Annotated in this window: 11 protein-coding genes and 2 pseudogenes; 3 read left to right on the forward strand and 10 right to left on the reverse strand. The window is 65.1% G+C overall.

Annotated elements, in window-relative coordinates; all coding sequences use genetic code 11:
- Positions 1 to 748: 748 nt before the first annotated feature.
- From AC5WS7_RS06470 to AC5WS7_RS06500, 7 genes and pseudogenes are all read right to left on the reverse strand, one after another.
- Positions 749 to 1735 (reverse strand): annotated as a pseudogene (locus AC5WS7_RS06470) (MFS transporter); the annotation flags it as partial.
- Between the two features lie 43 nt (positions 1736 to 1778).
- Positions 1779 to 2192: pseudogene (locus AC5WS7_RS06475) on the reverse strand (MFS transporter); the annotation flags it as partial.
- Positions 2185 to 2952 (reverse strand): SDR family NAD(P)-dependent oxidoreductase, encoded by a 768-nt coding sequence (locus AC5WS7_RS06480; protein WP_495953385.1) that lies wholly within the window; start codon positions 2950 to 2952, stop codon positions 2185 to 2187. The gene AC5WS7_RS06480 and the pseudogene AC5WS7_RS06475, both read right to left, overlap by 8 nt.
- Positions 2949 to 4106 carry an acyl-CoA dehydrogenase family protein gene (locus AC5WS7_RS06485; RefSeq protein WP_495953386.1) on the reverse strand — a complete coding sequence of 386 codons (1158 nt, stop codon included), beginning with the start codon at positions 4104 to 4106 and terminating at the stop codon, positions 2949 to 2951. The genes AC5WS7_RS06480 and AC5WS7_RS06485 overlap by 4 nt, the downstream gene beginning before the upstream one ends.
- Complete coding sequence (locus tag AC5WS7_RS06490) at positions 4106 to 4663, reverse strand: flavin reductase family protein (RefSeq protein WP_495953387.1); 558 nt, start codon at positions 4661 to 4663, stop codon at positions 4106 to 4108. Before AC5WS7_RS06490 ends, AC5WS7_RS06485 begins: the two co-directional genes overlap by 1 nt.
- A gap of 313 nt (positions 4664 to 4976) precedes the next feature.
- A complete protein-coding gene (locus AC5WS7_RS06495) occupies positions 4977 to 5171 on the reverse strand; it encodes an SAM-dependent methyltransferase (protein ID WP_495953388.1) in 195 nt (64 codons plus the stop codon).
- A 30-nt stretch (positions 5172 to 5201) separates the two neighbouring features.
- On the reverse strand, positions 5202 to 5795 hold the full coding sequence (locus AC5WS7_RS06500; RefSeq protein WP_495953389.1) for a TetR/AcrR family transcriptional regulator: 594 nt from the start codon (positions 5793 to 5795) through the stop codon (positions 5202 to 5204).
- Between the two features lie 200 nt (positions 5796 to 5995).
- Here AC5WS7_RS06500 and AC5WS7_RS06505 point away from each other — a divergent pair, with 200 nt between their 5' ends.
- Complete coding sequence (locus AC5WS7_RS06505) at positions 5996 to 7048, forward strand: PucR family transcriptional regulator (RefSeq protein WP_495953390.1); 1053 nt, start codon at positions 5996 to 5998, stop codon at positions 7046 to 7048.
- A 131-nt stretch (positions 7049 to 7179) separates the two neighbouring features.
- On the opposite strand, the gene AC5WS7_RS06510 is transcribed toward AC5WS7_RS06505, so the two are convergent.
- The 3 genes from AC5WS7_RS06510 to AC5WS7_RS06520 all read right to left on the reverse strand — a co-directional run bounded on the left by AC5WS7_RS06510 (position 7180) and on the right by AC5WS7_RS06520 (position 12655).
- Positions 7180 to 8151 (reverse strand): CE1 family esterase, encoded by a 972-nt coding sequence (locus AC5WS7_RS06510; protein ID WP_495953391.1) that lies wholly within the window; start codon positions 8149 to 8151, stop codon positions 7180 to 7182.
- A gap of 533 nt (positions 8152 to 8684) precedes the next feature.
- A complete protein-coding gene (locus AC5WS7_RS06515; RefSeq protein WP_495953392.1) occupies positions 8685 to 10628 on the reverse strand; it encodes an ABC transporter ATP-binding protein in 1944 nt (647 codons plus the stop codon).
- Complete coding sequence (locus tag AC5WS7_RS06520) at positions 10625 to 12655, reverse strand: hypothetical protein (protein WP_495953393.1); 2031 nt, start codon at positions 12653 to 12655, stop codon at positions 10625 to 10627. The genes AC5WS7_RS06515 and AC5WS7_RS06520 overlap by 4 nt, the downstream gene beginning before the upstream one ends.
- A gap of 566 nt (positions 12656 to 13221) precedes the next feature.
- Here AC5WS7_RS06520 and AC5WS7_RS06525 point away from each other — a divergent pair.
- Together AC5WS7_RS06525 and AC5WS7_RS06530 are read left to right on the forward strand one after the other, a co-directional pair.
- Entirely contained in the window at positions 13222 to 13812 is a 591-nt protein-coding gene (locus tag AC5WS7_RS06525; RefSeq protein ID WP_495953394.1) for a TetR/AcrR family transcriptional regulator, read from the forward strand.
- Positions 13813 to 14371: 559 nt separating this feature from the next.
- Entirely contained in the window at positions 14372 to 15427 is a 1056-nt protein-coding gene (locus AC5WS7_RS06530; RefSeq protein WP_495953395.1) for a PucR family transcriptional regulator, read from the forward strand.
- Positions 15428 to 15464 lie beyond the last annotated feature (37 nt).

The following is a 15464-nucleotide window of genomic DNA, read 5'->3' on the forward strand; positions in this document are numbered from 1 at the left end:
ATCTACGCGGGTACGGATCCCGACTGGCCGTGCGACTGCACACCAGCTGACTCCCGGCCAATCTTTACCGACTACGCAGGAAGCGCCACCTCAGCAACTAATACGTCACAGTGACGTCTACCGCTTGGGTTCATACAAACCGCCGTTCGGTCGTCGGGGCGAGAGCCCCTCCGGAACTGACAAGTAGACTGCGAATCTCTCCGGAAATGACAACAAAAATGCGAAAGATTCTCCCCACCTTGTCGCACCCAACCTGTCAATCTGCAGGTCGCGACTGACAACTTCACTGCGATTGGACCGAGCCGTACGCTCCAGCGGGCAGAAGTGACCGCCGGCCGGATCGGTGACCACGGCCGACAAGCCGACGCGCTCAACCATTCTCGGCGCGCTACCCCTTGCAACACTGCAGTGTCGGGCAAGCCGATCGTCGAACCGGCCTGGGTGCAGCGCCGGCCCAGCCCGGCCGCGAGACACAGCATCTGTACCTCGTTATCGAAAAGCGGCACCCACCGACGACAGCGGGACTATGTGCTGGCGAGTCGACGGCAACGCGACCATGTTCGAACGACGACTCCCCCCGCGCCTGCCAGTTGAAACGTCACTGTGATGTTTCAGTCGGCGTTCCGCCCCTCTTGGGGGCGCCTGTAATAGGTTGTGACAGAACCATTTTCGCGGCCAACTAGCGATCGTTGGCAGACACACGATCCGGTGCGTATATCTTGCTGGTCTGCCGACCACGCTGCTCACCTCAAGCCTGTCTCCTGCTGCCACCGGAACGTGTTGTTTCTCGAGGTGTCCCGGCGACCATGCCAATGCGCTGGCCGACTTTCCGGGGCACGAAAACGACTGTTCCGACGGCGGTCATAACCAGAATCGCGCCGGAGATGATCAGGCTCGAGACAGCGCCCGCGCCCAGACGGTGTGCGATCAAGACGCCGAAGACCGCGACCCCGAGGACTGTGCCGATCTGACGTAGGCAGTTGAGGGCACCTGCGGCCAAACCGGAGTCCGATGGTGGCATCGAGTTCATCAGGGTTGTCATCATCGGCGGCGAGGCTGTGCCGGCACCGATTCCGATCGGGAACATACCGATCAGGATGACCGCCATGGAGTGTAGGTGGATGCCGTAGCCCACGACGAAGAATCCTGCCGCCTCGAGCAACTGGCCGGCCAGCAGCGGTACGAACGCTCCGAATCGGGCTGTGAGTCGTCCTGCCATGAGGTTCGAGACCGTGATGAACATCGTGAGCGGGATGAACACCGCGCCGGTCAGCGCCGGAGAGTATCTGAACATCTCTTGGACCAGAAGCCCGATGACGAAGACCGAGCCGAAGTATGCGAAGTTCAGTGCGAATCCTGTGGCGGCACACGAATCGAAAACTTTGTTGCGCCACAGCGAGGTCGGGACTGCGGCGTCCGGGATCCGGCTTTCGACGAAAAGGAACGCGATCAGGACCACAAGCCCCACGGCGAGAAGCGCGATCCCGAGCAGCGGCATGCGATGTAACTCGATGACGCCACCGGTGAGGGCGACCAATGCGGTCGTCGCCAAAATCTGGCCATAGGGGTCGAATCGGCGCGCGGTACGGGGCCGGTCGAATGCCGCCGTGCGGAATGCGAGCAAGCACACTGCGCAGACCGGGATGTTGATCAAGAAGATCGTGCGCCAGCTGATCCAGCTGGTGAGTGCGCCTCCGAGGACCGGGCCTGCGGCCACAGCTACGCCACCGGCGGCCGCCCAGAGCGAGGGTCGCTTTCACGTGTGCCTCGCGATCGGGCACAACGAGGTTCAGCAGTGCCAGCGACGCGGGCAGCATGATCGCCGCACCGATGCCCTGCAACACGCGGAACGCGATCAGCAACCCGAGGGACGGCGCCAGGCCGCACACCGTGGAGGTGATCATGAACAGCCAGAGTCCTGCCACGAGCAGGCGGTGGGCGCCGAGCCGGTCGGCCAGCACGCCGGTGGAGAGCATCAGCGCGGCCAGCACGACCGTGTAGGCGTCGACGATCCACTGGATGGACGCGACCGACGAATGCCAGTGCGTCTGAATCGTATAGAGCGCCGAGTTGACGATCGTTGCATCGAGGGTGATCAGGAAGAAGGCAGAGCAACACACCAGCACGGCGGGGGTCAGAATCGAGGTGTTGTGCACACCGGTCCGGGCCGAATCGTTGTGAGCGTCATGCATGGGCAGGTGGCCTGACGTAGAAGGTCGATCCCGACATTGTGGCGGAGGACTTGTCGCAGAAGAAGGCGATATAGGGGACGATATCGGACGGTTGGCCGAGGTTGGCCCCTGCGTACCCGACGACAATTTTTTCGATATAGTCCGGGCCGACGCTTTCACGCATACCGGGAGTGTCTGTGAGTCCGGGTGCTATCGCGACTGTCCGTATTCCCTGTTCGTGGTATTCCTTGTGAATCACTTCGTTCAGGATGTTGACACCGGCTTTGCTGGCGGCATACGGGAACAGGCCAGGGTTCGGCGTGCTGCCCAGCGCGCTGGAGAGGAAGATGATGCGGCCGCCGCCGCCCTCGATCATCGGGGGGAGCGCGTGTTTGGCGGCGAAAAAGCTTCCGTAAAGGTTGGTCTCGGTGACGGTTCTGAGCATGCGGGTCTCGACCTCGGCGGTCGGTGTGCGCGGCGGCATCCAGGCCGCGTTGCTGATCAAGGCGTCGATACCCCCTGCGTAGTCGGTGAACGCCGTGATGGCGGTCCGCACTTCGGATTCCACCCGTACGTCGGCGGTCAAGCCGAGGGCGCCATCCGGTGTGCCCGATATCTGGATGAGCTTCTTCTCGAGCTCGGTCGCTGCGTCGGGTCGACGGCAGAGCCCTCCTCCGATCGCGCCAGCCCGGGCCAGTCCTTCGGCAATCGCCTCGCCGATTCCGCGATTGGCGCCGGTGATAAGAATCCGGAGTCCCGACAGGTCGAAATTCGTCGTCATTTCCACTTTCCTCCCGCCGCGAGACCCAGTAGTAGATCTCCGCCGACCCGGTAGTAGTTCTGTTGATAGACCAGATGGCGCCGGATGGTGCTGATATCGCGGAACAATCGTTCGAATATGTAGTGGTGTAGGACCGAGCGGGCTCCGACCGCGTCCATGATGATGTCGACAGCTTGGTAGCACAGGTCGCCGATGATCGGCATGGACGAATTGAGTCGCCCCTCGTCGGCAGCCGACAATCGTTCGTCGGACCACACCCGGTCTGATATCTCGGAGTACAGATTCGTCACGATCGATTCCGCGGCGGTGATCAACGCCTCGCTACGGGACACGGCCACCGACTCCCGCGCGCCGATGCGGGTGCTGCCGGTGATCTGTGCTCGGTATTCGTCGTAGGCGCGGCGTGCGATGCCCAAGGGCACCCCTACTCCTTTGGCCGCCAGGAACGCCCGGTACCGGGAGCCCGGGGGCAGCGCGAGGTCGCCCTGGGGCACGCGGGTGTAGTCGATCACGTGCCGTTCGTCGATGTCCTGATTTTCGACGCTGATCTCGACGCTGCCGGTGCCACTCAACCCCAGTGCATCCCACTGACTCTCCACCACAACGGATTTCGTCGGCATCCACGCCCAGCGGATCAGCGGCTCGTCGTCCGTGTCCAGAAGTGCCTCGCCGCTGGGTGTTTCGGTTTTGAAGCCCAGCACGACGTAGTCGCTGTTCTGCACTCCGCTCGCGAACATCCATCGACCGTTCATACGCAAGCGTCCCCCGGGCTGCGAGACGGCGGTCCCGAGGGGAAATGTGGTGGTCGCGGTCGGAAGTCCGACCGACGGATAAATCTCACGGGCGACAGCCTGATCGACTGTTCCGGCGAAGAATCCGCCATCGATGAGGATGGATACGCACCAGCCGATGGAGGCGTCTCGATAGGCCACTTCGCGGATCAGGTCCGTCTGATGGTCCAGACGCAGAGCCGCCCCGCCCAGCCCGGCGGGGAACAGGCAGTCGAAAGTATTGGTGTCGGCCAGGATACGCATGACTGGTTCGGTGAGCCTGCCTGCTCGATTGACCGATTCGGCCGCGTCGGTCAGCGCATCGGCATGGGTACGCAGCGCGGTGAGAAGTGGCTGGTCATCGAGTGAGAGAAGTGGTTCCACTACAGGGCCCTTCGTGTGCTGGGGGCGGCAGTCGCGTAGGTGCGATTGTGGTAGAGCAGCGGTCGCCACTGGTCGGCAGTGCGCGTCCAGCGTGCGTCGATGATTTCGGTGATGACGAGCAGGTGATCGCCGTATTCCACGCGGTCGACGATGCGGGCGATCGCGTGTACGGGACTGTTACGCAGATAGGGAACGCCGAAAGGGGCGGCGTGTCCGATGGGTTCGGTTCCGGCGAAGCGCCGTGCACGAGCGCCGGCGTAGGTGCGGGCAATCGCTTCCTGCTGGTCCGAGAGCGCATTGATCACCACGACCTCGCATACGCGCAGGTTGTCCAACTGCGACGAGGAGAGTCCGATATTGAAGGCTGCCAATGGCGGGATGGCGGACAGCGAGGTCACCGACGACACCGTGAGACCACAGGGCTGCTCGCTGGTGCCGAAAGTGACGACGTGCACCGTATTCATGGTCGCGGCAAAGAAGTTCTTGAATTCGTCTGTGCTGAGCGGTTGCACCGCGGCCTCCGAGGCGCCGGCAACCGGTCCATCGAGCTCGCGCATCGACTCCCCCTAATGTGGGCACATGGCCTGGGCGTAGTATTGTTCACGAGCGTGAGTGGCAGCACCGCCTAGTTCACGACCGTGAACGTTCACTATCGTGGACGAGGTGGCCTTCGAACGCCAGCTATGGCAGGCAGGTCTGCGCGAGCGCTGCTCGGTGTTGTCGCTGGTCCTGGAGGATTCCACACGCGAGCGAATCGACCGACGTCCGGCTGCTGACCTTGCTCTTGGTTTCGGAAAACCCGGCCGACCTTGCAGGCAGGCTCAGCCCACTGCTCGAACACCTCGCGCAGGCCCTCGGCGGTGCTGGTCGTCAATGCCCTGGGGCGAGCACGATCGGGCCGTTCTCAACATAGACAATGCGTGCATCGGGCGTGACCGCTTGCACCACTTCATGCAGATTGGGCTGGGTGGGGATGCCGGTGCCGATGCCCAGGAACTGGCGAATGCCACGTTCGGTGACCAGGTACCTGTCTGTGCAATCGATTGGGGCAATCGATTGGGCCACAACGTCATTGCTACCCCGCAGGGTCACCTGCTACCGCAGGTCCAGGCTCGTGAAGCTGTTCGCCGTCGACAGGAGGTGGTCGGTCAATACGAGGGGGTCGGGCTTCTCCTCGGGCGCGGTGAGCAACCAGTCATCGATGACGGCCATCACCCCGCCGACGAGAAAGGTGCCCGCGACAGCCAAGTGCTGCGCGGGTATGTCGTCGAAGACCGGGATAGCGGCCTTGCTGTGCAGTGACCTGAAGGACTGCGTGGCCGCCGCCCGCAGCGCGAACGCGCAGGATCCGGTGATCAGTGCGCGATAGAAGCGGTGGTATTCGGCCAGGTGGTCGGCAGCCGAGAGCATCCGCGTGCGCATCGTGTCCTGCCGCAGATCGGGGAACAGCGGATACAACTCGCGTTCCCACAGATCCATCGCGGCCGCCACCAGCAGTGATTCGCGGTCGCCGAACTGTAGATACACCACCTGACGACTCACTCCCGCTGCGTCGGCCAGCTCGGTAACCGGAATGGAGGTGCTGCCGCGCGCCGAGACCAACCGCACTGCGGCCGCGAACAATGCTGTGCGAGTGCGCAGGACGCGGCGGTCACCGACGAGTGTGGCCTGAGACGAAGCTGACGGCATGAATCCAAAATAGACACTTGTATGAGAATTGACAAGTGTCAAACAGAGTATTACATTCTCGTTACCGCCAAATCACGTACTCGAAAGGGGTTGTTGTCGGCTCGGGTCTCCGAGATGCCAACCATGGGCACTCGAGCCGGGAGGTAACGTCCGCATCGTGGCCGACGACCGACCACATCGACCTCAGGTGCTTGCTGCCCATGACTGCGTCAACGTCGCTATCCACCGTCGGATCCGATCAGGTAGTCGCCTACACATGCCGAGACCTCGCGAACGCGATACTCGACGGCGGCTTCCCGCACGCCAGAACTCACCGCCTCGAGACGATCGCGACAGGCTGGGCGCAAGCCGGAATCCCCCTCGAGCGGATCCACACGCAGGTGTGGGAGCACATCAAGCACGCGATGCAGGCCGATGTCACGGGAGCTGCGACAGGTGCCGGTCTCGCCGCGCTGATGGATACGGTGACCACCGTCCTGGCCGCGGTGTCGGCGGCCTATCTGGGCGAGTTGCGCGGGCGACTGTCGGCGCGGCAACGACTGATGTCCGCGCTGCTGAACGGTGAGGACACCACGGCCCTGGCCCGTGAATGCGGTCTGCGGATCGGCGACACGTACTCCGTGATCGCCGTGGCCTTTCCCCTCACCGGTGGTTACCCCGCTTCGCTGGCGTACACCGCAGAGGAGATCGATGCCGAACTGGCACACCGCTTCGGCCCTGGCGTTCTGACAAGACTGTCCGATGAGGGCGGTACCGTGCTGGCCCCGGTGTCCGACCAGGACGCCACGTTGGAGCACCTGTTGGACGCTCTGGCCAGAACAGTTCGAGCCCGCCTTAGCGCGGCGACTGCCTCCGCATCTCCGCCCGGCTTGCCCGCCGCGGCACGCTGCGCACACGAACTCCTGGACCTCGCACTGCTTTTCGGCCGATACGGCACCTTGTGCCGGTTCAGCGATCTCGCCGCCGAGTATCAGCTGACCCGTCCAGGGCCTGCCCGTGACCAGCTCGCCGCATTGCTCGATCCGCTCGACCAGTCCCCCCATCTGACCGCCACACTTCAGTTGCACTTGCGGGGCACCTCAAGCCGGCGCGCGGTGGCCCGCCGTCTGCACATCCACACCAACACCGTCGAGTACCGCCTCAAACGAGTCGCCGTCCTGACCGGCCTGGATCCTCTGACGCCGGAGGGCCAATGGCAGCTACGGTGCGCGATGGTCGCCCGCAGCGCTGCGAGAGGCACCATCGCCCTCTGAACGCTCGGCCCTATCGAATTCGCAAGACGCGAGTGAGCACGCTGCCCGCTCGATCACCACGCTCGGGGCGTGCCAGGGTGGGTGAAGCTGCATGCGGAGATCTCCCACGGCCGTCGTTGTTGCGCCCATGTCTAGCGGGGCAGCGGGTGTGCGCGAAAAAAGTCCCACATGATCTGATTGGCGCTGATCGATCTGGTAGTCGCTCCGACGAACGCGGATGGGAACAACGTCGCCGTACTGCCGGGCCATGTATGCCCGCCGCCCCTGATCGAGTACAACTCGACCTCCGCGCCTGCCGGGCACCGATAGCCCACCAGTGTGACGTCGTTCCCGATCGGCCGGTCGACGCGGTCGGTCCCGCAGCCGTTGTGTCTGGCCCACGCATCGGTTTGCACTGGCACACTGCGGGTTTCGACTCCGAGTATGCCGCCGGGCGCCGGCAACAGACGCCCCATCGAGCCCAGCCCGCCGGTGTAGGCGAGAACGGGATCAGCAGTGCCGTGAAACGCCACCACTGGCACCGGCCGAGACGGATGGCACCACGAGTAGTCCTGGAGTCCGGCTACCGGAGCCACCGCCGCGACGCGGTCGGCCAGTCGGCACGCCGCTGCCGATGTGGTGAACGCACCCATCGACAGCCCAGTGACGTAGACGCGGCGCTCATCCACGCACAGATTCGACTCCACGTGTGACAGCAGATCGGAGAGGTAGGAAATATCCGCGCTGTTGGCGCTGTAGTCCCACCGAGGCACACCGGGCTGATCCAGCTCCGGGGTGATCGTGACAAATCCATGGTCGGCACCGAATCGGCCCAGCTGGCTTTCGATGTGTTCAATGATCGCCGGCTCCAGATATCCGTGCAGATCCAGCACCACCGGCATCGGCTGTCCGCCCTCACGTGCCGGGAGATCACGGATGTAACTGCCCGACTTGCCATCTGCTGCGAACTGCTCGATCGCTACCCCCGGTGGGGCGGCTGATCGACCGCATCCCTTCGAGGCCACCGCGGCGTCATCGGCCGGATGGGCCGATGCGGCCACGCTATTCGCCGAGGCCAGCATCAACGCCGCCGTGATCCCGAGTAGCACCCGTCTGGTTCGCATGTGTGATTTCCCATTTCAAGAATGTCATTACCCAGCCCTGCGAAACGCTAGAACAGCACAGATTCAGTTGTAAGGGCCAGGAAGAAATCTCGGGCCAATACCCAATCCGGGCGCGGACACTCGGATCGGATTCTGGGTGTATCCACAACGCGCGGTCGGCGCATCCGGGCCCAGCGGCGAGTGTTTGCGGATTGCGCACATCCGGTCAGGAACTGCGGCGACGGATCAGGGCAGCGTGCAGGGCGCAGGCCTGACCGTCCGAGCGAGCTGGCAGTGAGTGCCGGTCGCCGAAATCGGGCTCTGTCCCCGGCCCCGGGGCCGGCCGACACGATTTGGCGTGCGAAGGCCGACTGAACGCGGTGGTCAAAGACCAGCGTTCGACAGACCGTTCGCCGCGGCAGCACTGCGTTCGCGATCACCAAAGACGCGGGCACTGGATTCAACACGAGTGCCACAACGCGGTCGATGCCGTACTACTCGACCTGCTTGCGCAGGCACGCAGGGCTTGACCCGAATGCCTCATCGACAACCGTCTACCCGGTCTGCGCGTACAGGCCTGCTTGGATGCGGTACATCTGTGCGTACCGGCCGCCGGTGGATACGAGTTCGTCGTGGGTTCCGGTTTCGATCAGTTCTCCCTGGTGCATGACCAGGATTGTGTCGGCCATGCGGACGGTGGTGAGGCGGTGGGTGATCAGGATGACGGTGCGGCCGTGGGCGAGTCGGTGCAGGGTGTGGTGCAGTTGGGCTTCGGCTCGGGCGTCCAGGCTGGCGGTCGGTTCGTCCGCGATCAGGATCGCCGCGTCACGGTACAGGGCGCGGGCGGCGGCGAGGCGTTGCCACTGGCCGCCCGATAGGTCGCGGCCGGTGGTGAACTGGTTGCTCAGCAACGTGTCCCAACCGTCCGGTAGACGATCGATGACCTGGTCCGCACCGGTGGCGCGGGCGGCGTGGGCGAGTAGTTGCTCGTCCACGGCTGCGGGATCGGTCCCCAGGGTGGCGGCGGCTCGGGCGGTGAGGGGCCATCGGGTGGGAGTTTGCATGATCACTGCGGTGCGCGCGGCTACCGATGCGGGAGTGAAATCGGTGAGAGTTGTTCCATCCCAGCGGATCTCACCATCATCGGGTAGGTAGAGGCCAGCCAGGAGTTTGGCCAGTGTGGTTTTGCCCGACCCGTTTTCCCCCACCAGCGCGATCACCTGGCCCGTGCTGATGCTCGCAGTCACCTCGTGTACGGCGGGCAGGGGTGAGCCCGGGTAGCGGAAGCTGACCCGGTCGAGTTCGATGACTCGCGGTGCCGGCGGCGCTTGCGTACCTGTTTGGGGTCGGGTGCGGTCGTTGCAGGTGGCCAGCACACGGTGGTAGTCCAAGACGAACAGGCCCTGTTCGTGGAGCCGGGTGGTGCTCTGCGCCAGCTGGGTCACCGCGGTGTGCGCGGACTGCAGCGCTACCAGTGCGGTCGCCGCGACGGCCAAAGGTATTGCGCCGGTGTACAACAAGGCCCCCAGCACGGCGTAGACGCCCACCGTAGTGAGACCGGTCGCGGTGCGGCCGACCGCGGCGTGGTACTCCTGCGCGAGGCCGACATAGCTGTCGACCGATTCGCGGATTCCGCAGATGCTGTCGTGCTCGGTGATCAGATCGGGCTGAGCGCCGAAGGCTCGTAGTTCCGCGGCGGCATCGCGGTCGGTCAGCAGGTCGGTGAGGATCCGCACCCGCCGGTCGTAGGAGACGATCTCGTGCAGACTGCGGTGACGCAGTTGCGAGGACCGCACCGCGCACCATGCCGCGGGAAAGGCCGATAACAGCACCGCGACGGGAAGCACCGGATGCAGCAGTCCGACTGTCACGGTGGCAGCGCCCAGAGTGATGACCGCAGTCAGCATCGAAACACACTGTGTCACAGCCTGTTCCAGCATCGGCAGGCTACGGTCGAAGGCGCGGCGCAGCTCATCGTGGTAGTCCGGGTCGTCCAGCGCGCTGAGATCGACATATGCTGCGGCCGCGATCAGCCGGGACTCGGCGATGCGGCGCACCCCGGGCCCCAACCGTGCCCCACCTGCGGTGACCACCGATACCAGCCCTGCCCGCGCGGCGACGACGAGTGCCAGCACGGCGATCTGTCCCAGTGCGCCGAGCACTCGATGCGGTGTGGGGCCCGCGGCGAATAACGCGGTCAGTACGTGGTTGGCGGCCAACAGGCCGGTCGCGGAGGCAACACCGGACAGCAGCGCCGACACCAGCACCCCGACCGCGACCACTGGCGAAATCTGCCAGCTCAACCGTGTCACCGTTCGCACGATGGCCGGCAGCGCGCGGAGTATCTGTCGCAGGGACGCGGTATCGGTGTGCTGGTCGTGATGTTCGAATTCCTGTGCCCGCAAACGTGTTCCGGGTGGTATCCGAGGCCGCTGGGGGCCGTGGAGCAGCAGCCGCAGCGGCCCGATCGCGGCCCGCTTGGCGTGTTGACCGCTCACCGCGGGTCGCCTGCCAGCGCGCCCGGCTCGGCGGCAGCCGAGCCCGATGCCGGGTCGGGCGGGCAGATTCCCAGGATGGTGCGCGCTCGGGTGAGCCAGGTATCGATCTGCTGATCGCTCACCACTCCGGCCCCGATGATCAGCTCGGCGGACGTTCCGGCGGTGCGGAGGCCGAGGAGATGTCCGTGCCCGGCGGCCGAATCGTCCGGAGTCGCAGTCGCCTGAGCGGGGTCGAAGCCCAGCCAGCTCCACCGCTGGCCGTGCCGCCGGCCGGCGAGCTGTCGTCCGGTCAGCGGCTGGCCGCGGTCGCCGTGAGTGAGCGCGTGCAGATAGTCGGGGGTGAGGAAATTGTCCAGGACGCTGCCGGGTTCGACATCCCGCAGGCACACGACCAATCCTGGGATCCCGTCCACTAGGGCGTAGCGGCGGCCCCATGCGGTGTCCCCCTTGCGGTACAGGTCTACCGCGACGCCGTGGCGGGTGTGCGTCCGCAGCACCGACCATTGCTCGTGCGGGTCGTCCCGGTGGGAGAGTGCGCCGGGGTGCGCCGCGGGCTGGTCCATGAATCGGTGCAGTTCCTCCTGGTAGTTCCAATCGTCAGCGGGGTTGCCCACGATCACTGCGCACCCGGTGTTGTCTCGATGGCACATGAGAGTGAGCCGGGCCCCCCGCTGTGGGGAGATCACACACCACATCCGGCGGTCGGCCAGGATGAGTTCGGTCTCTCCGTCTTCATCGATGTCGGTCTGTTCGGCACGAGCGGTGCAGCCACCATCGGCCGCCCAGTACGCCGCCTTCACCAACGGGCGTGCCAGTGCGGCGTGCGCGGCGGTGGCACGCACCCACGGCGCCAGGTGCCGCTGCGACCCGTCCAGGCATCCGAATACCGGGTCGCGCCACGCGGTTTCGTGCTGGCCGATCATCAGCACACGCCAGGCCAGGGTGAGCAACTCGCCCGCGCCGCGATGCCACGACAGCTGGTCTTCGGCCGTGGCGATCATCGTCTGCACCGACCCCAGCAGTTCGGCATAGGGCCTCCATTGCGGGTCCTGCGACCAGCCGGTGAAGTCGGCGCTCGCGCCCCACTCGAGTTCCAGTTCGTAGTAGGACCCGGCGGGAACCGCGCCGCGTTCGGGGAAACGGTGCCGGTCCAGCCAGCTGTCCAACTCGACCACCTCCACGGATTCGCTGGTTGCCAGCCACTGCAGCAGATGTTCGTATTCTTTGATCGCCGGTTCCCAACCTCCCACTCCCGCTGAGCGTTCCATGTCGTCGGCGTAGACGAGCAGAATCTGCTCTCCGGCCTCGGCGCGCGCGGACAGGTCGGCCAGCATCCGCTCCAGGAAGTTCCATTGCGGAGCGGTCCTGGGCGGGAACAGGTACCGCAGATAGGAGCAGATCGGCACCATCGTCAGCCGCTGCCCGCCGACGATCGAGACGCGCGGCCGCAGCGAATCCGTATCCACCAGGCCCGGGTGGTACGAGGGCGGCCGACGACGATCGGCCCACTGGAACGGCCCGTGCGGGCGAGACGGCCGACCGGCCGCCAGGAGACGATCATCCACCAGCACCCGCCGGTAGGGGCCACCGGGCAAGCTCGGGTCGGTGAACACACCGTGCAGTTGCGGGTCCCACACCCGTTCGGGCAGCCAGGCGGTTTCAACTCGCTCCGCATCCTGTGGGAAGTGCTCGGCCAGCAGATCGCGCATGGTGGCCAGTTGCAGGCGGTTCATCGGCGGGGTGAGCGTCGGCATGATCGGCTCGGAGTAGGTGCCGCCCAGCAGCCCCATGCCCGCCCCGCCCACCAGCTCCCGCATTTCGTCGACGTGTCCGGGCCGATGCCACAACATCGCCTCGAGCAGAGTCCCCGATAGATGCAACGACATCGGGATCCCGTACGCGCGATGCATTTCCAGCACCTCGAGGTAGCCCTGAACGCATCGGGAGATGCCATCCCGATGCGTGTAGCCGTCGGTAATCACCAGCTGATTCGCATGCTGCACAATACTCAGCGCGACCTTGGTCATCGCGGTACTCCTGTCGATGTCCCCGGTCCGCGACCCGGCCGGGCAAAGGTTGTCTGCGCCCGCGAGATGCTCTGCCGCCTAGGAGGATTCGAGCCAGGTTTCGGCCAGCGCTGCGGGCGCAATGGCTTCGGACCGCCGGCACGGCTCACATGATCGAGCCCGCGGCGTGAGGGACGAGGCTCGGCAAAGGCCTTCGGGCAACCATCGCCATCACCCGGGAAAGCGAACGACCGTTGCGGGCAGACATCGACCAACCTCCAGGAAAAAGAAAACGAGAAATGGCGGTCGCGCCGATCACCTCGTATCGCAGCGACCCGCGTTATTCCACAAAGCCGGGCATCAGGGCTCGAGCGCAAACCAACTGTGCCGCCGTGGATTGCCGGAAGAATCGAATCCCCATTGGACAGCAGGAACGACGCTAACCTCCTGGTGGGGAAGGCTCAATCCATGGAACGAATATCCGGGAAACCAACAGGGGCGGGCGCGGAAAACCTCATTCCGGCCACAGCTGCGTCGTCGCCACGACTCGGCTACCGGCTCGATGAAACATCACCTATTCTCATCGTGTGAGTTCCGTCGACACCACGCTGACCAATCCGGCCGGTCCCGGTCCGTATAGTCCGGCGCAGACCCGTACCATCGCCGCCGCGGTGGAGTTGTTCGGTCAGCACGGCGTGAGCGGAACGTCACTGCAGATGATTGCGGACGCGGTCGGGGTGACCAAGGCGGCGATCTATTTCCAGTTCCGCACGAAGTTCGAGATCGTGCTCGGTGTGGCCAGCACCGAACTGGCCTGGCTCGAGGCCGCGGTCGACGCGGCGGAGGCCGAGCAGTGCGATGTGACCGCACGTGAGCTGCTGCTGAGCCGGATGATCGATCTGACCATCGAACGGCGTGGCCTGGTCGGGATGTTGCAGACCGATCCGGTCATCGTGGAGTTCCTGGCCGACTACGAGCCGTTCCACCGGGTCATGGATCGGTTGTTCGCGGTCCTGGAAACGGGCGATGCGGCCGGAAGTACGCAGGTCCCGGCCTCGATGCTGATGGCGGCGATCGGCGGTGCGGCCTCGCATCCGCTGGTCGCGAGTTTCGACGACGCCACTCTGCGATCGCATTTGATGCACTTGACGCAACGGCTCTTCCGACTGCCCAGCTGACCTCGTCGCCAGCAGATTTCGGCTCGTCGCGCGAGGCGATCGACCTCGCCAGGCCTGTCTGCGCCGCCGGCGCAGAAATACTGCCGGAGTAAGCCTTGCCGCAGGCTTGCCGTTCGGCTAGCCTCTTCCTAGCTGATCGGCTAGCTGGTGGTTGTATTTCACAGTTCGCGATATTCTCCCCCGCTCACCGTTCACGACTCGACGACGAGCGACGGAGGCTACGGTGAGTAGACGCAGCATATCGACCGAAAAGGCCGTCGCGTTCGTTCATGGACCTTTGCCTACGCATTGTTCGAAGCGTGCGGACAGGTCTCGCGCCTCGCCACTGATCTCCCACAGGCGAACCGCACCGAAATATTATGTGTCATTTCTCGGAAACGGGCAGCCCATGGTTTCCCTGGACGCGCGACGAGCCCTCACCGATTCGCGGATGATATTTATGCCTACGACTCTGCCCACGGCCGCGCCCGGCAAGACTCATCCCCGCCCGGAACGTCCCGTTCATCATCGGCGCCGCCCACGCCCGCCTCGTCGATTGTCTCGAAGACCAGGTGATTCGATGTCTCTCACCCTCGCACCACTGTCCATCGATTCCGACCCGATGCAGACCCGAACCTCCCGTGCCCTGGTCAACTCGATCATCGAGTGCGCCGCCACCGCCCGGATCACCCATGACGCCGAAACCGCCGCGGTGGAATGGGCGCAAGCGGGGATACCGCTGGAAACGGTGCACAAATACCTCACCGACCGTGTCGTGCACACCTACCGCCCGAACCCGTACACCGCCACCGACTCCGGCCTGCCCGAGCAGATCGTGGCAACCCTCACCTCGGCGCTGGCCACGATATCCACCGCGTACCTGACCGAACTCGGCGACCGGCAATCCCCCCGGCAGCGCCTGATATCAGCACTGCTCGACGGGCAGGACCCCACCGCGCTGTCCCGCGAATGCGGCATCGCCCTCGCCCGTTCCTACGCGGTGGTCGCGGTAGCGTTTCCCCTGCGCGGCCGCAACGGTCCGCTGCGTCCGGACGCGCGAACCAGGGTGACCCTCGAACTCGAACGCCGCACCGGCCGAACAGCTTTGGCGCGATTGTCCGATCAGGGCGGCACCCTGCTGATCCCCTCCCCCCTCGACGACAGCGTCCTGGACCGCATCCTCACCCGGCTCTCCACGGCGGCCGGGGTCGGCCTCACCGCGGCCACCACCTCCGCGGCGCCGGGCGCGATCGCCGGCGCGGTGCGCCACGCACACGAAATCCTCGACCTGGCACTGGTATTCGGCCGCATCGGCAAAATGTACCGGCTCACGGACCTGGCAGTGGAATACCAGCTCACCCGCCCCGGCCCGGCCCGCGACCAACTCGCCGCGGTACTGGCCCCCATCGAACACGCCCCGCACCTCATGCAGACCCTGCGCCTGCACCTGCCCGGCATCCTGAGCCGCCAAGCCATCGCCCACCGGCTCAACATCCACGTCAACACCGTCGACTACCGGCTCAAACGAGTCGCCACACTCACCGGTTTCGACCCGCTGATCCCGTCGGGACAATGGACGCTGTGGTCCGCGATGATCGCCCGCACGCAGGCCGGACTGCTCACCGCCGCCAAGTAACCGACCCGGGCGACGGCGCGCTCACACGACGCAAGTA

It is taken from the genome of Nocardia sp. PLKS1-43, assembly GCF_059510335.1.

Bases quoted from the DNA above. Each gene is read 5' to 3' on its own strand.
- AC5WS7_RS06505 (WP_495953390.1), top strand. From the start codon at position 5,996: ATGACTGCGTCAACGTCGCTATCCACCGTCGGATCCGATCAGGTAGTC.
- AC5WS7_RS06530 (WP_495953395.1), top strand. From the start codon at position 14,372: ATGTCTCTCACCCTCGCACCACTGTCCATCGATTCCGACCCGATGCAG.
- AC5WS7_RS06500 (WP_495953389.1), bottom strand. From the start codon at position 5,795: ATGCCGTCAGCTTCGTCTCAGGCCACACTCGTCGGTGACCGCCGCGTC.
- AC5WS7_RS06520 (WP_495953393.1), bottom strand. From the start codon at position 12,655: ATGACCAAGGTCGCGCTGAGTATTGTGCAGCATGCGAATCAGCTGGTG.
- AC5WS7_RS06480 (WP_495953385.1), bottom strand. From the start codon at position 2,952: ATGACGACGAATTTCGACCTGTCGGGACTCCGGATTCTTATCACCGGC.
- AC5WS7_RS06490 (WP_495953387.1), bottom strand. From the start codon at position 4,663: ATGCGCGAGCTCGATGGACCGGTTGCCGGCGCCTCGGAGGCCGCGGTG.
- AC5WS7_RS06510 (WP_495953391.1), bottom strand. From the start codon at position 8,151: ATGCGAACCAGACGGGTGCTACTCGGGATCACGGCGGCGTTGATGCTG.